Source organism: Exiguobacterium sp. USCH10 (assembly GCF_037619445.1).
GTDB classification, from domain to species: Bacteria; Bacillota; Bacilli; order Exiguobacteriales; family Exiguobacteriaceae; genus Exiguobacterium; species Exiguobacterium aestuarii_A.
Window position 1 is genome coordinate 742522 of the sequence record NZ_JAQPZO010000001.1, and the last position, 21480, is coordinate 764001.

Here is a 21480-nt window from a genome sequence, read left to right on the forward strand (position 1 = left end):
CATCAAAACTAGCGAAAAGGAAGTGTGCTTCATGCAACACGAAAAAGCATTGGTCGTCTTCAGTGGTGGCCAAGATTCAACCACTTGCCTATTTTGGGCAAAACAACAATTCTCCCATGTGGAGGCGGTGACATTCGCATATGGTCAACGCCACGATGCGGAAATCGAGGTCGCAAAAGAAATCGCGGCAGAACTCGATGTCCCACACCACATCCTCGACTTGTCCCTACTCGGACAACTCACATCAAATGCGCTCACGAGACACGATCTTGACATCGACAATGCGGACGTCCCAAACACGTTCGTCGATGGACGCAACCATCTATTCTTATCATTTGCGGCTGTCATGGCCAAACAACTCGGTATGCATCACATCGTGACCGGTGTATGTGAAACGGACTTTTCAGGTTACCCGGATTGCCGAGACCAATTCATTAAATCACTCAACGTGACACTCAATTTAGCGATGGATTATCCATTCGTCATCGACACTCCGCTCATGTGGCTCGATAAAAAAGAGACGTGGGCACTTGCGGACGAGCTCGGTGCCTTCGACTACGTCAAAGAACGTACGCTCACTTGTTACAACGGTGTCATCGGTTCAGGTTGTGGAGAATGTCCGGCGTGTAAGCTTCGCCAAAACGGACTCACAGCTTACGAGGAGGTGCGCGTATGAAACATGCTCCATTCCTCGCCCCAACCAGTGTCGAATCGAAACAAGAAGGCTCGCTCATCTACTGCCCGCATCGCGTTCAAATCGTCAAAGAAGTGACATTCGACGCGGCGCACCATCTATTTGACTATGACGGCAAATGTCGTGCCCTTCATGGTCATACGTATAAGCTCCAGATGGGTGTCAGCGGTTTTCTCGATAATCGCGGGATGACGCTCGACTTTGGTGACTTGAAAAAAATCTTCAAAGAAGAGCTTGAGCCATATCTCGACCATCGCTATTTGAACGAGTCACTCCCTTATATGAATACAACTGCAGAAAACATGTGCTATTGGATTTTTGAACAACTGGCGACACACTTGCCAAATGAACGTGACGTCCGCGTCGAATTCGTACGCCTATACGAAACGCCGACGTCATACGCAGAGTTCCGCCGCGAATGGTTGGTGGAATCGTGAAAATCCCTGTTCTAGAAGTGTTCGGACCGACCTTCCAAGGAGAAGGACGTGCCATTGGACAAAAGACGATGTTCGTCCGGACCGCCGGTTGCGATTATCGCTGTTCGTGGTGCGATTCTGCCTTCACGTGGGACGGTTCAGAAAAACCGGACATGCTGACGGCCGATGAGGTCATCACTCGTCTTGACGCACTCGGTGCGTACGATTACGTCACCATCTCGGGTGGAAACCCGCTCCTCATCGCGGCCATGGAGAACCTCGTCGTGAAATTGAAAGAGCGTGGCGTCACACTCGCCGTCGAGACGCAAGGTAGCCGCTACCAAGAGTGGCTCACACAGATCGATGACGTGACCCTCAGCCCGAAGTCTCCTTCGTCTGGCATGAAGACAAACTGGGAACAACTCGACGCCATCGTCGAACGGTTGCGCCCGGAGCAGACGACATTCAAAGTCGCTGTCTTCGATGAAGTGGATCTCGCCTATGCGAAAGACGTGCAGCAGCGCTATTCACCGGACGTCATGTATTTATCCGCCGGTAACCCAGAGCCAGGTGCTGACGGTGATATCACCGATGCCCAGCTTCGTCGTTTGAAACAACTGTGGGAAGACGTCGCACGCGATCCTTCATGGCAAAGCGTACGCGTCCTGCCACAACTACACACATTACTGTACGCCAACGAACGTGGCGTCTAAGGAGAATGAACATGAGACCAGAAGACTTACAAGACCTCTCGCTCCTCGGACAGAAGAGCGTCCCTTATATTTTTGAATACACACCTGACGTCCTCGAGGCGTTCCCGAACCGTCACCCGGAGAACGACTACTTCGTCAAATTCAACGCGCCGGAATTTACGTCCCTGTGCCCAATCACAAACCAACCCGACTTCGCGACGATCTACATCTCATATATCCCGGATGAGAAACTCGTTGAGTCGAAATCGTTGAAGTTGTACTTGTTCAGTTTCCGTAACCACGGTGACTTCCACGAGAACTGCATCAACGTCATCGGGAAGGACCTCGTCAAATTGATGGAGCCACGCTATCTCGAAGTGTGGGGCAAATTCACACCACGTGGCGGCATCTCGATCGATCCGTACTACAATTACGGAAAGCCTGGCACAAAGTATGAGAAAATGGCAGAACATCGTCTGTTCAACCATGACCTCTATCCAGAGACGGTCGACAACCGTTAATTAAAAAGTAGGCGCTCCATTGGAGTCGCCTACTTTTTTTGATAGCGATGGATCTGTCGCTTGATCGGTTCACGGAACACGGTCGCGATGAGCGTCAATACGAGCATGATCCCGAACGCCAACGCAATCAGCTTCCAATCCCCGCTCGCGATACTGCTTCCGAGAAAATTATTCGCGAACGCGCCAGGAATCATACCGACGACGGTCGCAAACAGATACGCCGGTACTTTTACTTTTGCCAAACCGGAAGCATAACTTACCAAATCGAAATTGACGAGCGGGATGAGACGTAAGATGAGTACATAAAAGAATCCGTCCTCTTCGATTTTGTGCTGAATGGCTTCATAGTTCTTCGATTCGAAGTGATGCAAGAAACGGTCGCCGAAATAAACGGCCACATAATATGCGACGAGGGCACTCAGTGTCGCCCCGATGACCGTATAGACGACACCCGGTAACATCCCGAACGCCAAACCGCCGGCGACCGATAAGACGGACGTAGGAAACAAGATGAGTGGACGAACAGTGAACAAGAGAATATAAATCAAAGGGGCCAACCAACCGAATTGAATGATATAGTCCCGGATGTCTCCTGGACTTACATCGATCCATTGATAAAGGAACGTCGCTGTTCCGAACAGGAGTAGGACGAGTGCAATCATCCACTGTACCTTCCATTTTTTCATCGTCCTTCCTCCTTTCTATTTGGTTTTATTCCCGCAATCCGAGATGTCATCCATCTTTTTTCAGCCATCCCGATGTGGTACGGTTAGAGAAAGCAGAAGGAGGAAATCGATATGAACCTTGCAGATGCCCTAACATTAAAACAGTTGCTTCATGAGCAAATCGATACATTGACCGAAGAGATTGAGCACGTGGCATTCATCTCGCTCGAAGTGAATGATTCCATTCCGACGATTCAGTCTCGCTCCCTTCAAGATATCGAGATGGAACTTGAGCACATCCGTCTGGACTTACGTCAGCTCGACCGTCTTATTCAAGAAGCGAACGTCCAAGCCGTCGTTGAAACGCATGACGGTCCGCTCCCGCTCGTAGAGGCAATCGAACTCGCCATTCAGTTACGTGTCCAAGCACGTCTTTATGAGAAATTGTCATTACGTCCGAAAAAGGAATACGTGCACGGGGTTTCCGTGATCAAACACGCCTTATATGACCCGGAGCTATATCGCTTGAAAGCACGCGATATTAAGAAACGAGCCATTCGAATCGAAAGTGCCATCCAGGCCGTCCGCTATCAGACCGATATCGACTTTGATGCTTCACGATATATGTAAGGTCCCTTCGCTTCAGACTGTAGACAAAGTATAGGTCTAATGTCTTTTTTATGCCCAATCCGGACACGGCTCGCTTTCCTAGGGGCAAGCAGGGAGCCGCATCGCGACTGCGTCACTGCTGGGTCTCCCTTTGCTTGCTATTCCCTCAGGAGTCTCGCCTGCCCGTTCTTGGTCACCTTTTGTCCTTCATCCCACATAATGGTGTGAGAAGAACACACAGGGGCGGATCTGATAATCAACAAGTCGACACCATCCATCCTTCACAGTCTGACGAACGGATGGTGAACGGCGGCCCGAGGAGGATGATCTCGGGATCGATGACGGGCGGGTTCGGCGTTTTCCTTCCCTTTCCCCTAATACATCGATTCGAAGTAAGTATCGAGCTTTTTCTTCGGCCGTCGGGACCTTAGAAAAAGACAAACGGCCGCCAGATGACGACCGTTTGCGTTGCTCGCCCGACGGCGCCCCGACTCCTGCAGGAAAGCAATCCGACGGAGACCCAGCAGCGACTTAGATCGCGATGCGGCTCCGGGATTGCCTGAGGAAAGCGTGGGCGCCGGAAGGACGAGTTCGAACATGTTATTTGTCAACAAGCTGAAGCGAAGGAGTCCCTTCGCTTTTTTACATATGGTCATGGTGGTTGTGATGGATATCATGATGGTTCGATGAAGAAGAACGGTGACGTGGTGGGGCCTCATCGGCAAATTTTTCCCCGTCTAAAATGCCGAGACGCTTGTATTGGCGATCGACTCGCTCTTTCGTCTCCTCACGAACGGATCTTGACTCCATCACCAATTGATAGCACCCGAGTGCGACACGAAACGGTTCCATCCGTGTTCGTTCAATCGAGAAGGAATCGACACCTCGTAAATACTCGGCCAATCGCTCGGCCGTGTCATCGTCCGGGTCATCGGCGAGCTGCGAGGCGAATTGTTGTAAGTCTTTCAACGTGCTCGACGTTTTGGAATGCTGAAAAATCGTTTTTACGAACGCAAAAATAATCAGACCGAACACAACCATGAACACGATAGGAAATATCGACACAATCCCGGTAAAGAATGAGTCCCCCATGGAGTCACTAAACGGATCTCCGCCAAATCCAAACACTGACATTTCAAATTCCCCCTTTTTCTTTATGTACGTTCATTCAGTCGAATCGGTTTCATCAAAAAACCGCGATCATTCGACCGCGGCATCCATTCAACTGTTCAATTGTTTCTCCATCATGATACGAGGCTCACCATCCTCAGTGTAGGCGCCCATGATGTCATATCCGCAAAGGAGGTTCAAGATGATAACCCCTTTGTTCGTATTGCGTGCTTTCGTCCGAATCGAATGGAATCCTTGCGCTTCGACCCATTCAAGTTGCGTGTCCATCAGCTTGCGACCGATGCCATGTTTTTGAAAGTCCGGGTGTACGCCACCCGCCCAGCTATAAAATCGATAAGGCTCTGCCTCATAACCGATTTTAAAGCCGACCAGCTGCTCCTCCGAGAATGCTAAGAGCACCAACGGATTGGCATGTCGATACAGGCGCTCTTTAAATCGCAGCTGATCGAGGTCACCGTATAACGTTCGGTACAGTCGGAAGAAGTCCTCTTCAAAATCTTTAAAGTTGTTCGTCACATCTTTTACGATAAATGAACTCGTCGTACTCATCGTGCCATCCCCTTTCAGTTTCTGGACAAAGATTCCGTACGTCTGTTCTTTTCGCCGTTCATTCTGAATTTCCTGTCTCCCGTTCGAAAGCTGTGACACCTTTTTGTTTATATAGTCCGAGCGTACGCTTCGGTAAGCTCTTGACCATCCAGTCTTTGAAGATGCGCGCTTGATCTTCGACAGGCAGTTCATAGCCATCCGTCACGATATGACGTGACCGTGTCGTGACATCATACAAAGAAATTGCAGCCGCCACCGAGATGTTCAAACTTTGAACATATCCTTGCATCGGAATGACAAAGTTCCCGTCCGCCTTGTTGAGCGCCGCCTCAGAGACGCCACTATGTTCGTTCCCGAATAGAAGAACCGTCGGCTTCGACACATCCACTTCTTCGAGCGGGATTGCCTCCTCGCTTAACGCCGTCGCATATACTTGGTAACCATTTTCTTTTAGAGCATCAATCGCTTCTTCAATTGATCCGTGCTCCACGACGTCCACCCAGCGATCTGCGCTTTTGGCGATAATCGAGTTCGGTTTGAACTTTGCCCGCCCTTCGACGACATGTAACGTTTGCACCCCGAACGCATCGGCTGAACGCAACACGGCGGATTGGTTGTGCGGATCGTCCACCCCTTCCGTCAAAATCGTGATATGGTTCGTTCGTGTATTCAACACTTCATACATCCGTTTGATGCGGTCTGGCATGAGCATCTCATAGAGAGGAAGATCGTCCTCCTGCAATACACCCTTCTGCAATAACTCTTCTTTTAATTCAATCTGCTCGTCCTTCGTCAAAGCAGATGTGGTCTGTCTCCAACCCATCTTTCTCGCTCCCTTCAACCTATCATATTGTAGCTAGATTCGATTCGACTGACAAGTTCACCTAACATCTTCCATTGTCGCTTTGAAAATGAAAACAAATGAAAATAGCGAAAACGGTTGCATGAATTTATGCAATCGATTACAATCATTTATGCAAGCGATTGCACTATTGGCAAACACAAAAATAGATAAAACTCCCTCACAGGAAGGAAGCGTATAGCATGAAACAATTGATCTCATTCGATTTCTGGCAAAAACTCGGTAAGGCCTTGATGGTCGTCATCGCTGTTATGCCAGCTGCCGGTTTAATGATTTCCATCGGTAAATTGATTGGAATGTCAGCCGGAGATGTCGGTATTTTACTAACAACAGCTCGCATCATTGAAGATTTAGGTTGGGGCATCATCGTCAACTTACATATCCTCTTCGCAGTCGCGATTGGTGGTTCGTGGGCAAAAGATCGTGCAGGTGGTGCGTTCGCAGCACTTCTCGCCTTCATCTTGATCAACCGTGTCACAGGTGCCATCTTCGGTGTTAACGGTGCCATGCTTCAAGATCCGGAAGCGACAATCGAGTCACTCTTCGGTGCAAACCTTGTCGTCGCTGACTACTTCACATCTGTACTCGGCTCACCTGCCCTCAACATGGGTGTGTTTGTCGGAATCATCGCCGGTTTCCTTGGTGGTGCACTATACAACCGTTTCTACAACTTTAACAAATTGCCGAACGCCCTCTCGTTCTTCAACGGGAAGCGCTTCGTACCATTCGTCGTCATCCTTGGTTCAGTCGTTGCTGCCATCGTTCTATCGATTGTATGGCCAACGATCCAAGGTGCGCTCAACAGCTTTGGTGAGTGGATTGCTACATCACGTAACACGGCTCCAGTCCTCGCTCCGTTCATTTATGGTGCGCTCGAACGTCTCCTCTTGCCGTTCGGTTTACACCACATGCTCACTGTTCCAATGAACTATACGGAACTTGGTGGAACGTACACGATTTTAACTGGCGCGACAGCTGGGTCAGTCGTTGCCGGACAAGACCCGCTCTGGTTGGCATGGGTAACAGACCTCGTCAACTTACGTGCCGCTGGTGATACAGCTGCTTACAACGCCCTTCTCGCTGATGTCGTTCCGGCTCGCTTCAAAGTCGGTCAAGTCATCTTGTCATTCGCTGCTTTGATCGGTGCCGCATATGCGATGTACCGTAACGTCGACGCTGAGAAGAAAGCACAATACAAGCCGATGTTCTTGTCAGCTGGACTCGCTGTCTTCTTGACAGGTGTCACAGAACCAATCGAGTTCATGTTCATGTTCGTTGCGCCAGTCCTTTATGTGGTTTACGCGCTTATGGCCGGTGCTGCCTTCGCATTGGCAGATATCATCGACCTACGTGTCCACGCCTTCGGTGCGATTGAACTCTTGACGCGCATCCCGATGATTGTCAAAGCGGGACTTCTTCAAGACTTGATCAACTTCGTTCTCGTCTCTGTAGCATTCTTCTTCCTCAACTTCGGTGTGTTCAATTTCTTCATTAAGAAGATGAACTTGCCGACACCAGGACGTAACGGAAACTACATGGAAGAGACGACAGAGAAGTCATCTGTGACAGGTAACGAACAAGTCATGGGGATTATCGCCCTTCTCGGTGGGGAAGAAAACATTGAAGATGTCGATGCATGTATGACTCGTCTTCGTGTGACCGTTAAAGACGTTACACTCGTCTCTGACGAACAAGATTGGAAGAAAAATGGCGCCATGGGTCTCATCGTGAAAGACCGTGGAGTCCAAGCCATCTATGGCCCGAAAGCCGACATATTGAAATCAGACATTCAAGACGTCATCGGTGCATAATCTACTGGCCAACTCGCTCGAGAGTTGGCCTTTTTTTCTAAAGGAGGACTATCGTGAATATTTTAACGCTCAATTGTCACGCCTGGTTAGAAGACCGTCAACAAGAAAAGATTGACGCCATCGTCGAACGCATCGCGAGTGAAGAGTACGACCTCATCGCGCTTCAAGAAGTCAATCAACATAAAGAGGCCCCACTGATCTACGGGAACATCCGTGAGAACAACTTCGCCCACGTCCTCGTCGAGCGCTTAAAAGAGTTGGACGTCCACTATCACATGACATGGGACTTTGCCCATTATGGATACGATATTTACGAGGAAGGTGTCGCCATCCTGTCGCGCACACCGTTCCTATCAACAGAATCGTTCTTTGTATCGAAGACGACGGACCCAGACAACTACAAGTCTCGTAAGATTGTCAAAGCTGTGATTGCAGGCGCAGATGCTCCAACGACTATTTACTCGTGTCATCTCGGATGGTGGCATGATGAAGAGGAGCCGGTGAAACACCAACTCGATGAACTGATTCGTCGCGTCGAGCATGACGACCATGCCCTTCTACTCGGCGACTTCAATAACGATGCCTTCATTCGTGGAGAAGGATACGATTACTTGATGGAGAATGGACTCCAAGATTTGTTCCATCTCGCAACAGAACGGGAAGGCGATGCGACGGTACAAGGAAAAATCGCCGGGTGGGATGAAAACAAAAAATCGCTCCGAATCGACTTGATGCTGACAAACGCTCCAATTCACGTTTCACGCCATGCGGTCGTCTTTGACGGAGAGAACGGTCCTATCGTTTCTGACCACGCCGGTGTTGAAGCAACTGTGTTTTGGCGCTAATACCCCTTTTTCTCCTAACTTAGGAGAAAAGGGTTTTTCTTTTGGAGAAAATCTTGTAACGTGATAAAAGACTGATGTCTAACTACTAATGAATGAGATAGAAAGAAGTGTTTGAATATGAAGACAAGCTCGCTCAGTCGAAGCGACTGGACTTTAGTTTTATCCTTATCCTTATTAACCTTCGTTCTCGGAACGAGTGAATTTGTCATCGTCGGGATTTTACCCGATATCGCAAACGGATTATCCATCTCGATTGCGACGGCCGGGAGTCTCGTATCGGCATTCGCCATCAGCTTTGCCGTCGGCACACCAATCACCATGTCCTTGACGAGCCATCTTCCTAAACGCAAATTGATGCTTGGTCTGACCATCCTGTTCACTATCCTTAACTTGTTGAGCAGCCTGGCACCGATGTATGAGTGGTTACTCGTCTTGCGCATGTTGACGGCCGTCGTCACAGGTGTCTTGATTTCACTTGCCATGCTTGTCGCCAGCGAGAGTGTCCCACCGACAAAGCGTGGGGTCGCCGTATCCTTTATTTTTGGTGGATTCACGATGGCGAACGTGTTCGGCGTTCCAATCGGGACATTCATCGGACAACAGGCAGGTTGGGAATCCACATTTATATTAACGACTGCACTCGGTGCAGTCGCCTGGATTGCCATTTACCGCGTCTTGCCGAACCAATTGTCTCAAGAAAAAGCATCACTTCGTGAACAATTGACATTGCTGACGAATCCGCGCATCTTGATCGCATTCCTGATTCCGGCGTTCGGTTTCGGGGCAACGTACGTCGTATATACGTATCTCGTGCCGATTTTAAAAGATGTACTCGGTGTACCGGTCGCTTGGGTCAGTCCGATTTTATTCGCATACGGATTCATTTCGATTTTCAGTAATATCGCTGCCGGAAAGATTGCTAGTCACAATCCAATCGGACGCTTACGGTTCGTCTTTCTCGTCCAGGCGTTCGTCTTGGCCGCGCTATTCGTGACAACGTCGAATGTGACGCTCGGTCTTCTCAATATCGCACTTATGTCGTTCATGGCAATCTTATTGACGACATCGACTCAGATTTATTTGATCGATTTGGCAGAGAAGTTCAATCCGAATGCCAAAGGTCTCGCCTCGTCACTTATGCCCGTGGCGAGTAATGTCGGGATTGGACTCGGTTCCGCTCTCGGTGGTGTCGTCTATGCGACGAGCCCCATCATGACGCTCGCACTTGTCGGCGGTCTGGTCGCCCTCGTCACAGCCGCGTTGACCGCAGTCAGTTATTCGCTTGATCAACGCTAAAACGTGTGCACCTTCATCGAGGTGCACACGTTTTTTATAACCATTCGAGAATCGCTGATAGGACTTCGTCCAATTGCTCTTTTGATGTGAGCGGACTTTCCTGATCTCCTTTTTGTGGACCATACATTCCGAAGTTTGCATGATTCCCGCCTTCAATTTGTACGAATTGACTATCTTCAGGGAGGTCGCTTCGACTCGCCTCGATGTCTTCTGGGACAGCCAATCCATCCAATTCACCGGAAATCGATAGTACACGTAAGTCGCTATCGACCATCGAACTGATCGGATACGAAGCGAGGAAAATGACACCCTCCACCAATTCTTGATGCTCCAGTGCATACCCCGATGCCGCCGAACCTCCGAGTGAATGACCGGCCACGATCCAGCGTTCAATCTCCGGATGTGCCTCGATGATTGGAGCTGCCGCATCGATATCTAAAATGCCTAAATTGAGACGAAGCGATGGAATCGCGACAAAGACACCCTCTTCCGCTAATCGAGTTCCGTAATAGGCATACGCCTCTTTCTCGACTTTCGCCCCTGGATAGAGAATGACGCCGACCTCACTCGTCGTATCTCCAAACTCGAGACGGTTGTCGACCACTTTCCCCTCTTCGGCATACTGTGTCGCTTCATCGGTCGGTCCATACGTGAACTGTGTCCAAATCAAAAAGCCTGCTACCGCGACAACAAGCAACCCTACGACTGAGAGTGCGGCCCACTTGAAGAATTTCTTCATTATATAGCCTCCATTTGCATCCACTTCCTCATAACGTTACACTAATAAGAAAAAGCATGATCAGGGGGACACCATGACCAGAAGTAATGTAACCACGACGATTCAGTGGTTTATTTTTATTTTAGCTACAAATATTGTACCACCACTCTCCATCGCCGCCTTGTTTGAACTGTCACCAGATGAGACGATGACCTTCATATCCCGCTCACTCTTCATCTTCGCACTCTTTAGCATCATCCAGACGTTGCTCGGACATCGCCTCCCAATACTCGAAGGACCCGCCGGCATTTGGTGGGGCGTCTTCACCTTATACGCATCCATCGGTCCCGCCCTATACGGAAGTCAGCAAGAAACGTTGCAGGCTCTCGGATTTATGTTGTTCTTAAGCGGAATCCTCGGTGTGCTATTGACCGTCACCGGTATCTTAAGACGCATGCTCGCCCTGTTTACACCTCAAGTACTCGGCGTCTATATGATTTTACTCGTCCTCCAATTATCAGGGGCCGTCATTAAAGGTGGCTTCGGGGTGACGGAAGACGGAATCAACATCGTTCAAGCCGTCGCGACGGCTGGTCTCGTCTTATTCGCACTCACGCTTGAGCAAAGTCGCTTTAAACAATATGGACTCGTCATGACGCTTTTCGTCGGGTTCGGTTTATTCCACTTGCTCGATCTCGGAAATCCAATCGTCCGCTCAGAATCGTTCTTCCTCGTACCGGAACTTCTTCCCTTCGGAAGTTGGGTGTGGGATTGGAACTTGTTGCCGACGGCTTTCGTTATCACCTTGCTTCTCATGACGAACGTCCTCGCGAACATCAAGTTGATTGAACGTATCGTCAGCTCTCGTGAAAAACGTGAAATCAAAGGGAACGTTCCCGCGTCTGGTGTTGCAAGTGGGGTCAGTCAAATCGTGGCTGGTCTGTTCGGAACACCAGGTCCTGTCGCAATCTCCGGGACGGCCGGATTCCTCTCTTCGACGGAGAGCGTCCAGCGCGCTCCTCATTTAATTGCCCATGCCCTCATGATGGGATTGGCACTCATCGGACCATTCGTCTCGTTGATTGCGAGTATCCCAGCCGCTGTCGGCTATGCGATCGTGACACCACTTATCGCAACGATGATCATCATCGGAATCAATGAGGCTGCCTTCGAATTAAAACAATCGACGGCTTCTCTTACGGTCGGTCTCCCGCTCGTCATCGGTGCCGGGGCGATGCTCTTGCCACCTGGTTCGATGAATGATTTGCCGCCGCTCCTTGCGACCGTCTTCTCAAACGGACTCGTCCTCGGAACGATCGTCGCTTTGACGACAGCTATCTTAAGTAAAATCAAGGATTGAAAAAAGAACTGACCATAACGGTCAGTTCTTTTCACGTACATGCATATGGTAATGGGCATCGTGCGGTAACACAGCGCCTTCTTCTTGTTCAAAATGTGCGCGATCTTTCCAGTATCGCACCCCCGACAACGTATCACGGTAAAGAGCACGCTTTAGCGCCTGTTTCGCCGTGACAGCTGTGCCGTCATCATTTTTCAACTCGAGCCCCATCAACTTATAGCCGATGGTTTGTCCGCCTCGACTCATTTGGCAAGCTTCCATCGCGTATGTGAGCAGTGTCGGTGTGACGACTGCATGCACGAACTCGCTCTTCACTTTCTTGCGCACGAGTTGCTCCACGCCATAGCTGACGAGCCCTGCGATGACACTGTCAATCAAGACTGCTTTCGTTCGTTTCTTCGTCAATGGGTTCATCGGCTCATCCTCTGCATCATCCCCGACGTCAACACTTCGATCCCTTCGCCTTCTTCAGACGCCATGATCAACGCACGTGCGACATGCAGCGCTTGAATCGGTGCGACTTCTGGTGCCTTTTCCACCAACAGCGACTGGAACGGACGACTGATGACCTCAGCCGCTTTTTCCCCGAGTCGGAATGAATCACGTTCGCCGAGTAACAACGAAGGACGCGCGATAATCAGATGATCGAAGTTGAAGATGCGCAATCCGTTTTCAAGCTCCCCTTTTACCCGATTGTAAAAGAAAGACGAACGTAACGATGCACCTTGTGCCGATACGACCGCATAGCGTGTCGCACCGTGTGCCTTGGCGATACGAGCGACTTCAAGCGGCAACCCTAAATCGACTTGTTTGAATGCTTCTTGTGAACCAGCGACCGCGATCGTTGTGCCGAGTGCACAATAGACATCATCGATGTGTGGGAGCGCCGCATCCATCTCCTCGAATCCAACGACCTCGTGTAGTTTCGGATGACTCCATCGCTTCGAGCGACGGACGACAATCCAGACCGACTCATAACGGTCACTCTCTAATAACTGTTCCACCAATTCGCGGCCAATCAAGCCGGTCGCGCCTACGACAAGTGCAGTTTTCCCCATTCGTGACTCCTCCTAGACTCCTATTTCCTTCAGTCTAGCTGACTTGTCGTTCTTCGGCAATGATCGTCGTGGGACGGAAACGGTCCATCATACGGAAGAATCCGTTCAATAGGAGCGCCGTGAACGAACCTGCCACGATGGCACTGTCTGTAAACAATTGAAGCCATTCCGGCATGTTGGTGACAATCGCTGGGTTAGCGGTGATGCCGAGTCCGACACCAATCGAGAGTGCGATGGTAATCAAATTCTCGTTTTTCGAAAAATCGACCTGGCTTAGAATCCGAATGCCGGAAGCGGCGACCGTTCCGAACATGACGAGCATCGCTCCACCTAAAACAGGCTTTGGAATCAATGTCGTGAATGTGGCGACTTTCGGAAGGAATCCGAGCAAGATGAGCAATCCACCTGTCCAAAAGATGACACGGCGCGATTTTACACCAGACAATTGAACGAGTCCGACATTTTGACTGAACGTCGTGTACGGGAAGCTGTTGAAAATCCCTCCGAGAATCGTTGCGACGCCCTCCGCACGATACCCTTTCGTCAATTCGTTCGCACCGATTGGCTTTTTCGTGATATCGCTGAGCGCCAAGAATACACCAGTCGATTCAATCATCGAGATGATGGCAACGAGCGTCATGACGAGGATGGCAGACACATCGAATGTCGGCATCCCAAAGTAGAACGGCTGGACCATTTGGAACCAACCTGCTTCACGGACAGGACTGAAGTCCACGAGACCGAGCGAAGCAGCAACCCCTGTTCCGATGAGTACGGCAAAGAGGACAGCAGCGGCGCGTGTGAAGACAGTACCGACACGGTTCAAGATGAGAATGAGTAAAATCGTCAAACCACCTAATCCGAGATTCTGCATCGATGCGAATCCAGGCTCACCTGGCATCCCGCCACCGATGTCATTGATAGCGACCGGAATCAGTGAGAGACCGATGATTGTCACGACCGAACCGAGAACGACCGGCGGGAAGAAACGTGCGAGCTTCCCGACAAAGCCAGAAATGAGGATGACAATGATTCCACTGGCAATCAACGCGCCATAAATGGCCGTAATCCCATTTGCGCTTCCGATGGCAATCATCGGACCGACCGCCGTGAACGTACATCCGAGGACGACCGGCAATCCGACACCCGTGAAGCGTGTCGTCCATACTTGTAAAAGCGTCGCCACCCCACACATGAATAAATCAATTGCCACGAGATAGGCGAGCTCGGTCGGCCCAAGACCGATGGCACCACCGACGATGAGCGGGACGATTGCCGCTCCCGTGTACATGGCGAGCAGATGTTGAAACCCTAGACTGGCTGTCTTGAACGTATTCATCGAACGACCTCCACGAATGAGATGTGGTCTTTCTCTAATTTCGCGATGCGCGCTAGCGATTCCACGCGATAACCGCGCTCGATCAATTTGTCGCGCCCTGGTTGGAACGATTTTTCGATGACGATGCCTACACCTGCGACTTCTGCACCTGCCGCTTCGACGAGTTGTGTCAGTCCGAGCGCCGCTTCCCCGTTCGCGAGGAAGTCATCGATGACGAGAACGCGTTCGCCTGGTAAGACGAAGCGCCGGCTCAAGCTGATGCGGTTCGTCTCCTGTTTCGTGAACGAGTAGACATCCGCTTCGACGAGGTCGTCTTGGAGCGTCAGCGATTTCCGTTTACGCGCGAATACGAACGGGATGCCTATCTCAAGCGCCGTCATCATCGCTGGCGCAATCCCACTCGATTCGAGTGTGACGATTCGGTCGATTTGAGCGTCTTTGAAACGTTCTGCGAACTCTTTTCCGATGGCTTGCATGAGCACCGGGTCGACTTGATGATTCAAGAAGGCGTCAACTTTCAACACTTGGTCGGATAAGGCCCGACCCTCTTCACGGATTTTGTCTTCTAACTGCTTCATTGTTGTTCCCTCCATTAAAAAATGCGATTCGTCACCCCTCATCGGGAGGCAACGAACCGCATGGAAATCAACGACAGCATACGACAAGCGCCACCCGTAGTCGAACCATTTACGGTAGTTCGGTAGAGACTTGCGGACCATATTTCCGCTGATATACGAGTGCGAATCTATTTATATAAGATAAACTTTATTGTAGACGAGCTGACGAGAAATGCAATAGGTTGGAATCAAACGGTGAAATGTTCGATTTTTCTGAAACTGCTGTATACTGTATGTATTGGATATGAGAGAGGAGCCTTGCCCTTATGAAGTTATTCGTATTAGGCGCAACCGGTCGGACCGGACATCAATTCATCGACCAAGCCATCGAGCACGGTCATGACGTCACCGCGTTCGTACGTGAACAGAAAAAGTTGATTCGGACCCCACAACTTGAAATCATCGAAGGCGACTTATATGACATCGATGCGTTAACAGAAGCGATGCATGGTCATGATGCGGTCATCAGCTGTCTCGGAACGGATTTGAGCGATCCGGACTTTTTAGCGAGTGTCACGGACAAGCTCGTCCCTGCGATGAAGACGAATGGCATCTCACGCGTCGTCTATTTGGCCTCAGCTGGAATCGACAATGAGATACCGGGACTTGCAGGGAAAGCCATTACGTTCATGCTCCGAAAACCGCTCCGTGATCATCGGGCAGCCGTGGACCTGTGGCGCAACTCGTCATTCGATTATACGATTGTACGACCGATGCAATTGACGGACGGTCCTCGCACCTCGACTTATCGTACGGCCATCGATGAGGTACCGGATAACGGGAAACACATCTCACGGGCAGATGTCGCCCAGTTCATGCTTCACGCCATCGAAGAGAATGAACATGTACGGGAGTCAGTCGGACTGGCGTACTAATTTGATTGGATTCATGCTACAATATCGGGTAGTTTACTTTGAAAGGAACGAAAACGAATTATGAGTATATTAACGGTACAAAACTTGAGCCACGGCTTTGGTGACCGCGCTATTTTGAACGATGTCTCTTTCCGCCTCTTAAAAGGGGAACACATCGGTCTCGTCGGAGCGAACGGTGAAGGAAAATCAACGTTCATGAACATCATCACACGCAAACTGCAACCGGATGAAGGGAAAATCGAATGGGCGAAAAATGTCCGTGTCGGTTACCTCGATCAACATGCGGTGCTCGAGCGCGGGATGACGATTCGTGACGTCTTAAAAGGTGCTTTCCAATACTTGATTGACATGGAGACGCGCATCGGCGAACTCTACATGGAGATGGGTGACGCGACACCTGAACAGATGGAAGACATGCTCGCTGAAGTCGGTGAACTTCAAGAGACGCTCGACTCGAACGACTTTTATATCATCGATGCGAAAGTAGAAGAAGTCGCACGCGGTCTCGGTATTTTAGATGTCGGTCTCGACCGGGACGTCACGGACTTGTCAGGTGGTCAGCGTACGAAAGTATTGCTTGCGAAGTTGCTTTTGGAGAAGCCGGATATCTTGCTCCTCGATGAGCCGACCAACTATTTGGACGAAGTACACATCGAGTGGTTGAAGCGCTATCTCCAAAACTATGACAATGCCTTCATTTTGATTTCACACGATATCCCGTTCTTAAATAGCGTCATCAACTTGGTCTACCATATGGAGAACCAAGAGTTGAACCGCTACGTCGGGGACTATGACAAGTTCATGGAAGTGTACGAGATGAAACGCTCGCAACTTGAAGCAGCCTATAAGCGTCAACAAGCTGAGATTGCCGACTTGAAAGACTTCGTCGCCCGGAACAAGGCACGCGTCTCGACACGAAACATGGCGATGTCACGTCAAAAGAAACTCGATAAGATGGATGTCATCGAATTGAGTGCAGAGCGTCCGAAACCGGAATTCCGCTTCCTGCAGGCCCGTACATCGGGACGCCTCATCTTTGATGCCAAAGGTCTCGTCATCGGATACGACGAGCCGCTCTCACGTCCGCTCGACCTTCAGATGGAGCGCGGTCAAAAGATTGCCCTCGTCGGAGCGAACGGAATCGGGAAGACGACGCTCTTAAAGAGCTTACTTGGATTGATCAATCCGCTTGAAGGAACCGTCGAGCGCGGTGAGTTTCTGGAGATGGGTTACTTCGAACAAGAAGCGGCAACGAGCAACAACACATGTATCGAAGAGATTTGGAGCGAGTTCCCGTCACTCAACCAACAGCAAGTACGCGCGATGCTCGCGAAGTGCGGACTCATGACGAAACACATCGAAAGTAAAATCTCCGTCCTCAGTGGTGGTGAAAAAGCGAAAGTTCGTCTTTGTAAACTCCTCAACAACGAGACAAACCTTCTCTTACTCGATGAGCCGACGAACCACTTGGACGTCGACGCGAAGGAAGAGTTGAAGCGTGCGTTGAAAGAGTACAAAGGAAGTGTCCTCCTCATCAGTCACGAACCAGAATTCTATGAAGATATCGTCACAGACGTCTGGAACTGTGAGTCGTGGACAACGAAAGTATTTTAATTCAGTAAAGGACGTGTCGTATGGCGACCCCAATTCAAACGAATGAACGGATTATTTTGTATGACATTATCCGAGGGTTTGCCCTCTGCGGCATTTTCCTCGTCAATATCCCGAGTATGCTCGGGAGCGACTGGATGTTCGGTCGTCCCGATTATTATGGGAGCGACTTGTTCGTCCGCACGCTCTTTGACTTGTTCGTGCAGACGAAGTTTTATACGATTTTCTCCCTTTTATTCGGGATCGGCTTTTCGATTTTCCTCGAGCGTTCTTACGCTCGTGGCGAATCGGTCAGTCGTTACATACGCCGGATTTTGATCCTCTTCTTGTTCGGTCTCGCGCACTTGGCGATTTGGTCAGGTGATATCCTCCATACGTACGCGATGTGGGGCTTATTGCTTCCCCTTTTCTATAAGTTGAGCAACCGTGCCATTCTGACGTGGGCATGGGGCTTGTTGATCGGAAGTATCCTTCTGTTGTATGGAACTTCCGCGTTGAGTGAATGGAGCATGGGTGGAAGCTATTATGGCGGCATCCCGTTCCCTGATGTATTCAATCAAGGGTTTGGTGCCTGGTTCGATTATCGATATTCCATCGAAATTTTTAACGCCTTCTCCAACTCGTTCGTTGTCGGTTTCGAGATTCTCAGTCTATTCTTATTCGGACTGTATATCGGACGTGAACGAAAACTTCTGACGTGGCGTCTAGAAAGCTTGATGCGCACGGCCATCATCTGTGCCGTCCTCGCCCTTCCATTCTTCGGCGTGATCATTTGGCATCATTATGGTGAAGGGTATGCATACTTCTGGTTAAACTTGTTCGCCGTCTTGATTTCCGGGAAGTTACTCGCCACGACTTACGTCTGTCTGTTCACGGTAGCCGTTCGTAAAGGTCTTACGTTCGCGCCTCTTCAAGCGCTCGGACGGATGGCACTCACGAATTATTTGACGCATACGCTGATCGTGTTCTTACCGGTGATCGCACTCGGTGCATACGGGGCGCTCTCTTTAACCGAAGGGTTATTCCTCAGCATCGCCATTTTGATTGCCCAGGCGTTCTTCTCGATGTGGTGGCTAAAAAATCACCGTTACGGACCGTTTGAGAAGCTATGGCGTTTAGGGACATATGGAAGACAAACAAAATCATCCTAAGATCGGACTTCATTGTCCGGTCTTTTTTTAAACAAAAACTGCAGACGAATGAACGTCTGCAGTTCCGCTCGAGGCCAAGGCTTCGGGTTTTTATTTTGTCGCCGCTTCCGTTAAGAATGGCACGATTTGCTTCTTACGTGAGACGACACCCGGAAGTGTCGCCAATCCGTTTTGGAGCGTCACGTTAAACGCTTGCTCGAAGAGTTCTGGTTTTGGTCCAACAACGATGGCTTCTGAATCGTTCGTCAAAATGTTCGTGATGGCGAATACGAACAAGTCTAAGTTTTTCGCTGCAACCGTGTTCGCGATCGCCGCTTCGACTTCCGCTTTACGGTTCAAGACATCATTCGCATCGACCGTGTTCACTTGCGCGATCTCGACACGATAGTCGCCCATCGCGAATTCTTTCGCATCGAGTGAGATGAGTTCTTCAATCGTTTTTTGGCTAAGGTCTGCACCGGCTTTGAGCATCTCAAGCCCGTATGCTTCTGCATCGACACCAGCAATCTCAGCAAGTTCTTTCGCTGCTTTGATATCCTCGTCCGTGCATGTCGGTGATTTGAAGAGAAGTGAGTCCGAGATGATGGCTGAAAGCATCAAACCGGCCATGTCCGCTGCGATTTCAACACCGTGCTCTTTATACAACTTCAACAAAATTGTCGCTGTACATCCGACTGGCTCGGCACGATAGTAGAGCGGGTCTGCCGTTTGGAAGTTCGCGATGCGGTGGTGATCGATGACTTCAAGGATCCGCACGTCTTCGATGCCGTCTGCACTTTGCTGGAACTCGTTGTGGTCGACTAAGATGACTTCTTCTGCTTCACCTTTTACGCTTTCAATCAAACGTGGTGCTTTTACGCGGAAGTGATCGAGTGCATATTGCGTTTCCCCGTTCACTTCGCCAAGACGGACCGCTTCTGCGTCCATCCCTAATTTCTTTTTCAACTCGGCATAGGCGAGCGCTGATGTGATCGTATCGGTATCTGGATTTTTATGTCCGAAGACTAGTACTGTACTCATATCTCATTCTCCTCACTAAATAGTTTTCCCTTATCCATTATAACGTCCACGGCATTTCTTTCAATTCCCCAAACAAAAAGAGCCGTTTCGGCTCTTATGATTGTTCGTCTTCATCTGTCTCCTCGAGGTCGGAATGATCTCCTTTTGAATCTTCTTCGTGGGAGATATCCGGTTGATCTCGTTTCAACTTCTCTTTTTCTTCTTGTTCACGCTTTTCTTTGTCTGACATATCGTGTCATCCTTTCGAAAATCCGACTTGTCGTAATCTGTTCCCCAAGCCAGATTTCGTCAAACGACATTTCATCAAACGTAAACAAACTGAAACGTCAGGCTTGAACGAAGACGATTTCTTCTCCGCGAAGTTCGACTTTCACGTCTTGTCCTTGGAACAACCACTCATCTTGCTCCGCCACGACGAAACGAATGCCGTCTTCTTCGGTCTCAACAGCCGCATTGTTCACGTCTTCTGTGATGACTCCCACGGAGAAACCGTGCGTCAAGTCTGTCGAGCCCCCGTATTTTGCAAACAAACGAACCGTTTGACCCGCTTCGACTTCCATTTCTTCTTTAAACCATTGGAGCGCTTCTTCTGTTACTTGAATCTTCATAACATTTCCTCCTCTCGACTACTTCTTTCATTCTAAACGTTTCAAAAGAGTCGAGCGAGGATGTTGCCTAAAGTGTCATTCCCGCTTGATAGTTGACGGTCATCCCGTGAATCTCTGGAATGGCTCCGTTCATTTCAGCGAGCGTCGTTTCAAACAGTTGACGACCAATCTGTTCATTCGGAGAAAGCATCGTCGACAGTCCGAATGCCCGACTAATCGGATGTCCGTCAAACCCTAGCATGGCGACTTCCTCAGGAATGGAGATGTTCCGTCGTTGCATCTCCCCCAAAAATCCAAGAGCGACATAATCAGACGAGAAAAAGAGCGCTCGAGGACGCTCTTTTTGAGAGAGGAACGTTTCTGCTAACCGAATACCGTCCTCACTCGTCAAATAACCGGTCCAAATCCATTGCTCACGCGCATGCGCTACTTCATCGAAATAGGCTTGCTGACGCGCAAGGGAGCTCGGACTATGGCTTCTTGACAAGATGATTCCAATCTCTTCATATCCATGCTCCTGTAGCACATGAATACCTGACACGAACGACGCATAATGGTCGACATGGATGGATGAGATCGTCTCCGGTGCGCCGACGGTTGCTACGGCAATCGGTCCGTACGCACGATACGTCTCCATTTCCTTAAAGGACATTTCGTGCGACAAGACGATCGCCCCATCGACTTCGCGATGCTTCAATAAATTGAGTGCTTGTCGCTCCTCACTCAGCTTATACTCCGTCTGCCACATGACGAGTCGGTAATCGTGCTCGAGGGCCGCTTTCGCAAGCCCGTTGACGAAGAGACCGTAATACGGATGATCCATATAAGGTAAGATGACGACGACGCGTTGTGTTTTCCCCGTCGACAACGTCAACGCCTGTTGATTTCGCAAATACCCGAGTTCTTTCATCGCCGCATGGACACGGGTCCGTTTTTCCTTCGATACATACGGATGCTCGTTCAACACGCGCGAGACCGTCGTCACCGATACGTCAGCGTGCTTCGCGATATCTCGAATGTTTGCCATTCGCC

At 49.9% G+C, this 21480-nt stretch carries 25 protein-coding genes and 1 riboswitch; of the genes, 12 read left to right on the forward strand and 13 right to left on the reverse strand.

Annotation, left to right across the window (positions count from 1 at the left end; translation table 11 throughout):
• Positions 1–31 precede the first annotated feature (31 nt).
• From queC to queF, 4 genes are read left to right on the forward strand one after another with little or no spacing between them, the layout of a single operon-like run.
• Positions 32–676 (forward strand): 7-cyano-7-deazaguanine synthase QueC, encoded by a 645-nt coding sequence (gene queC / locus PQI28_RS03810; RefSeq protein WP_015880476.1) that lies wholly within the window; start codon positions 32–34, stop codon positions 674–676.
• Positions 673–1131: a 6-carboxytetrahydropterin synthase QueD gene (queD, locus tag PQI28_RS03815; protein WP_015880475.1), complete on the forward strand. Its 459-nt coding sequence runs from the start codon at positions 673–675 to the stop codon at positions 1129–1131. Before queC ends, queD begins: the two co-directional genes overlap by 4 nt.
• A complete protein-coding gene (gene queE / locus PQI28_RS03820) occupies positions 1113–1823 on the forward strand; it encodes a 7-carboxy-7-deazaguanine synthase QueE (protein ID WP_339962565.1) in 711 nt (236 codons plus the stop codon). Before queD ends, queE begins: the two co-directional genes overlap by 19 nt.
• A gap of 11 nt (positions 1824–1834) precedes the next feature.
• On the forward strand, positions 1835–2323 hold the full coding sequence (queF, locus tag PQI28_RS03825; RefSeq protein WP_015880473.1) for a preQ(1) synthase: 489 nt from the start codon (positions 1835–1837) through the stop codon (positions 2321–2323).
• 29 nt (positions 2324–2352) lie between these two features.
• Here the strand turns inward: queF and PQI28_RS03830 are convergent, their stop codons facing one another.
• Complete coding sequence (locus PQI28_RS03830) at positions 2353–3009, reverse strand: TVP38/TMEM64 family protein (protein WP_339962566.1); 657 nt, start codon at positions 3007–3009, stop codon at positions 2353–2355.
• 111 nt (positions 3010–3120) lie between these two features.
• On the opposite strand from PQI28_RS03830, the gene PQI28_RS03835 reads away from it, so the two are divergent.
• Positions 3121–3618 carry a hypothetical protein gene (locus PQI28_RS03835; RefSeq protein ID WP_074034204.1) on the forward strand — a complete coding sequence of 166 codons (498 nt, stop codon included), beginning with the start codon at positions 3121–3123 and terminating at the stop codon, positions 3616–3618.
• A gap of 621 nt (positions 3619–4239) precedes the next feature.
• Here the strand turns inward: PQI28_RS03835 and PQI28_RS03840 are convergent.
• The 3 genes from PQI28_RS03840 to PQI28_RS03850 form a co-directional block, all read right to left on the reverse strand.
• A complete protein-coding gene (locus PQI28_RS03840; protein ID WP_339962567.1) occupies positions 4240–4731 on the reverse strand; it encodes a hypothetical protein in 492 nt (163 codons plus the stop codon).
• A gap of 87 nt (positions 4732–4818) precedes the next feature.
• Positions 4819–5277: a GNAT family N-acetyltransferase gene (locus PQI28_RS03845; RefSeq protein WP_237708235.1), complete on the reverse strand. Its 459-nt coding sequence runs from the start codon at positions 5275–5277 to the stop codon at positions 4819–4821.
• 58 nt (positions 5278–5335) lie between these two features.
• Positions 5336–6100 (reverse strand): TrmH family RNA methyltransferase, encoded by a 765-nt coding sequence (locus PQI28_RS03850; RefSeq protein WP_051829443.1) that lies wholly within the window; start codon positions 6098–6100, stop codon positions 5336–5338.
• A gap of 221 nt (positions 6101–6321) precedes the next feature.
• On the opposite strand from PQI28_RS03850, the gene PQI28_RS03855 reads away from it, so the two are divergent.
• The 3 genes from PQI28_RS03855 to PQI28_RS03865 all read left to right on the forward strand — a co-directional run bounded on the left by PQI28_RS03855 (position 6322) and on the right by PQI28_RS03865 (position 10091).
• On the forward strand, positions 6322–7950 hold the full coding sequence (locus tag PQI28_RS03855; RefSeq protein WP_339962568.1) for a PTS transporter subunit IIBC: 1629 nt from the start codon (positions 6322–6324) through the stop codon (positions 7948–7950).
• Between the two features lie 53 nt (positions 7951–8003).
• Positions 8004–8795: an endonuclease/exonuclease/phosphatase family protein gene (locus tag PQI28_RS03860; RefSeq protein WP_074034194.1), complete on the forward strand. Its 792-nt coding sequence runs from the start codon at positions 8004–8006 to the stop codon at positions 8793–8795.
• A 117-nt stretch (positions 8796–8912) separates the two neighbouring features.
• Positions 8913–10091 (forward strand): MFS transporter, encoded by a 1179-nt coding sequence (locus PQI28_RS03865; protein ID WP_214785590.1) that lies wholly within the window; start codon positions 8913–8915, stop codon positions 10089–10091.
• Between the two features lie 34 nt (positions 10092–10125).
• Here the strand turns inward: PQI28_RS03865 and PQI28_RS03870 are convergent, their stop codons facing one another.
• The gene (locus tag PQI28_RS03870) at positions 10126–10830 is read right to left on the reverse strand and encodes an alpha/beta hydrolase (protein WP_339962569.1); all 705 of its coding nucleotides are present in this window, start codon (positions 10828–10830) and stop codon (positions 10126–10128) included.
• Positions 10831–10903: 73 nt separating this feature from the next.
• On the opposite strand from PQI28_RS03870, the gene PQI28_RS03875 reads away from it, so the two are divergent.
• Positions 10904–12169 (forward strand): purine/pyrimidine permease, encoded by a 1266-nt coding sequence (locus tag PQI28_RS03875; RefSeq protein WP_224862935.1) that lies wholly within the window; start codon positions 10904–10906, stop codon positions 12167–12169.
• 21 nt (positions 12170–12190) lie between these two features.
• On the opposite strand, the gene PQI28_RS03880 is transcribed toward PQI28_RS03875, so the two are convergent.
• The 4 genes from PQI28_RS03880 to PQI28_RS03895 are packed head-to-tail and all read right to left on the reverse strand — an operon-like array spanning position 12191 to position 15144.
• Entirely contained in the window at positions 12191–12583 is a 393-nt protein-coding gene (locus PQI28_RS03880) for an RDD family protein (protein ID WP_339962570.1), read from the reverse strand.
• Positions 12580–13227: an NAD(P)H-binding protein gene (locus PQI28_RS03885; protein ID WP_339962571.1), complete on the reverse strand. Its 648-nt coding sequence runs from the start codon at positions 13225–13227 to the stop codon at positions 12580–12582. The genes PQI28_RS03880 and PQI28_RS03885 overlap by 4 nt, the downstream gene beginning before the upstream one ends.
• Positions 13228–13261: 34 nt before the next feature.
• Entirely contained in the window at positions 13262–14566 is a 1305-nt protein-coding gene (locus PQI28_RS03890) for a nucleobase:cation symporter-2 family protein (RefSeq protein WP_339962572.1), read from the reverse strand.
• On the reverse strand, positions 14563–15144 hold the full coding sequence (locus PQI28_RS03895; protein WP_339962573.1) for a xanthine phosphoribosyltransferase: 582 nt from the start codon (positions 15142–15144) through the stop codon (positions 14563–14565). The genes PQI28_RS03890 and PQI28_RS03895 overlap by 4 nt, the downstream gene beginning before the upstream one ends.
• Positions 15145–15221: 77 nt before the next feature.
• A riboswitch (purine riboswitch) is annotated at positions 15222–15323 on the reverse strand.
• 126 nt (positions 15324–15449) lie between these two features.
• Here PQI28_RS03895 and PQI28_RS03900 point away from each other — a divergent pair.
• The 3 genes from PQI28_RS03900 to PQI28_RS03910 are packed head-to-tail and all read left to right on the forward strand — an operon-like array spanning position 15450 to position 18820.
• Complete coding sequence (locus tag PQI28_RS03900; protein WP_214695843.1) at positions 15450–16058, forward strand: NAD(P)-dependent oxidoreductase; 609 nt, start codon at positions 15450–15452, stop codon at positions 16056–16058.
• Between the two features lie 60 nt (positions 16059–16118).
• Entirely contained in the window at positions 16119–17672 is a 1554-nt protein-coding gene (locus tag PQI28_RS03905) for an ABC-F family ATP-binding cassette domain-containing protein (RefSeq protein WP_074034179.1), read from the forward strand.
• Between the two features lie 20 nt (positions 17673–17692).
• The gene (locus PQI28_RS03910; RefSeq protein WP_339962574.1) at positions 17693–18820 is read left to right on the forward strand and encodes a DUF418 domain-containing protein; all 1128 of its coding nucleotides are present in this window, start codon (positions 17693–17695) and stop codon (positions 18818–18820) included.
• A gap of 90 nt (positions 18821–18910) precedes the next feature.
• Here the strand turns inward: PQI28_RS03910 and PQI28_RS03915 are convergent, their stop codons facing one another.
• From PQI28_RS03915 to PQI28_RS03930, 4 genes are all read right to left on the reverse strand, one after another.
• Positions 18911–19840, reverse strand: coding sequence for a manganese-dependent inorganic pyrophosphatase (locus tag PQI28_RS03915; RefSeq protein ID WP_339962575.1), 930 nt, complete (start codon positions 19838–19840; stop codon positions 18911–18913).
• 94 nt (positions 19841–19934) lie between these two features.
• Entirely contained in the window at positions 19935–20069 is a 135-nt protein-coding gene (locus PQI28_RS03920) for a hypothetical protein (protein ID WP_256441184.1), read from the reverse strand.
• A gap of 97 nt (positions 20070–20166) precedes the next feature.
• Positions 20167–20448 carry a HesB/YadR/YfhF family protein gene (locus PQI28_RS03925; protein ID WP_074034990.1) on the reverse strand — a complete coding sequence of 94 codons (282 nt, stop codon included), beginning with the start codon at positions 20446–20448 and terminating at the stop codon, positions 20167–20169.
• A 67-nt stretch (positions 20449–20515) separates the two neighbouring features.
• Positions 20516–21475 carry a LacI family DNA-binding transcriptional regulator gene (locus tag PQI28_RS03930; RefSeq protein ID WP_337874242.1) on the reverse strand — a complete coding sequence of 320 codons (960 nt, stop codon included), beginning with the start codon at positions 21473–21475 and terminating at the stop codon, positions 20516–20518.
• Between the last annotated feature and the right edge of the window lie 5 nt (positions 21476–21480).

Bases quoted from the DNA above. Each gene is read 5' to 3' on its own strand.
- PQI28_RS03835 (WP_074034204.1), top strand. From the start codon at position 3,121: ATGAACCTTGCAGATGCCCTAACATTAAAACAGTTGCTTCATGAGCAA.
- PQI28_RS03905 (WP_074034179.1), top strand. From the start codon at position 16,119: ATGAGTATATTAACGGTACAAAACTTGAGCCACGGCTTTGGTGACCGC.
- PQI28_RS03915 (WP_339962575.1), bottom strand. From the start codon at position 19,840: ATGAGTACAGTACTAGTCTTCGGACATAAAAATCCAGATACCGATACG.
- PQI28_RS03925 (WP_074034990.1), bottom strand. From the start codon at position 20,448: ATGAAGATTCAAGTAACAGAAGAAGCGCTCCAATGGTTTAAAGAAGAA.
- PQI28_RS03920 (WP_256441184.1), bottom strand. From the start codon at position 20,069: ATGTCAGACAAAGAAAAGCGTGAACAAGAAGAAAAAGAGAAGTTGAAA.
- queF (WP_015880473.1), top strand. From the start codon at position 1,835: ATGAGACCAGAAGACTTACAAGACCTCTCGCTCCTCGGACAGAAGAGC.
- PQI28_RS03870 (WP_339962569.1), bottom strand. From the start codon at position 10,830: ATGAAGAAATTCTTCAAGTGGGCCGCACTCTCAGTCGTAGGGTTGCTT.
- PQI28_RS03850 (WP_051829443.1), bottom strand. From the start codon at position 6,100: ATGGGTTGGAGACAGACCACATCTGCTTTGACGAAGGACGAGCAGATT.
- queC (WP_015880476.1), top strand. From the start codon at position 32: ATGCAACACGAAAAAGCATTGGTCGTCTTCAGTGGTGGCCAAGATTCA.
- PQI28_RS03890 (WP_339962572.1), bottom strand. From the start codon at position 14,566: ATGAATACGTTCAAGACAGCCAGTCTAGGGTTTCAACATCTGCTCGCC.
- PQI28_RS03830 (WP_339962566.1), bottom strand. From the start codon at position 3,009: ATGAAAAAATGGAAGGTACAGTGGATGATTGCACTCGTCCTACTCCTG.
- PQI28_RS03880 (WP_339962570.1), bottom strand. From the start codon at position 12,583: ATGAACCCATTGACGAAGAAACGAACGAAAGCAGTCTTGATTGACAGT.
- PQI28_RS03855 (WP_339962568.1), top strand. From the start codon at position 6,322: ATGAAACAATTGATCTCATTCGATTTCTGGCAAAAACTCGGTAAGGCC.
- PQI28_RS03910 (WP_339962574.1), top strand. From the start codon at position 17,693: ATGGCGACCCCAATTCAAACGAATGAACGGATTATTTTGTATGACATT.
- PQI28_RS03895 (WP_339962573.1), bottom strand. From the start codon at position 15,144: ATGAAGCAGTTAGAAGACAAAATCCGTGAAGAGGGTCGGGCCTTATCC.
- queD (WP_015880475.1), top strand. From the start codon at position 673: ATGAAACATGCTCCATTCCTCGCCCCAACCAGTGTCGAATCGAAACAA.
- PQI28_RS03875 (WP_224862935.1), top strand. From the start codon at position 10,904: ATGACCAGAAGTAATGTAACCACGACGATTCAGTGGTTTATTTTTATT.
- PQI28_RS03840 (WP_339962567.1), bottom strand. From the start codon at position 4,731: ATGTCAGTGTTTGGATTTGGCGGAGATCCGTTTAGTGACTCCATGGGG.
- PQI28_RS03885 (WP_339962571.1), bottom strand. From the start codon at position 13,227: ATGGGGAAAACTGCACTTGTCGTAGGCGCGACCGGCTTGATTGGCCGC.
- PQI28_RS03900 (WP_214695843.1), top strand. From the start codon at position 15,450: ATGAAGTTATTCGTATTAGGCGCAACCGGTCGGACCGGACATCAATTC.
- PQI28_RS03865 (WP_214785590.1), top strand. From the start codon at position 8,913: ATGAAGACAAGCTCGCTCAGTCGAAGCGACTGGACTTTAGTTTTATCC.
- queE (WP_339962565.1), top strand. From the start codon at position 1,113: ATGGTTGGTGGAATCGTGAAAATCCCTGTTCTAGAAGTGTTCGGACCG.
- PQI28_RS03845 (WP_237708235.1), bottom strand. From the start codon at position 5,277: ATGAGTACGACGAGTTCATTTATCGTAAAAGATGTGACGAACAACTTT.
- PQI28_RS03930 (WP_337874242.1), bottom strand. From the start codon at position 21,475: ATGGCAAACATTCGAGATATCGCGAAGCACGCTGACGTATCGGTGACG.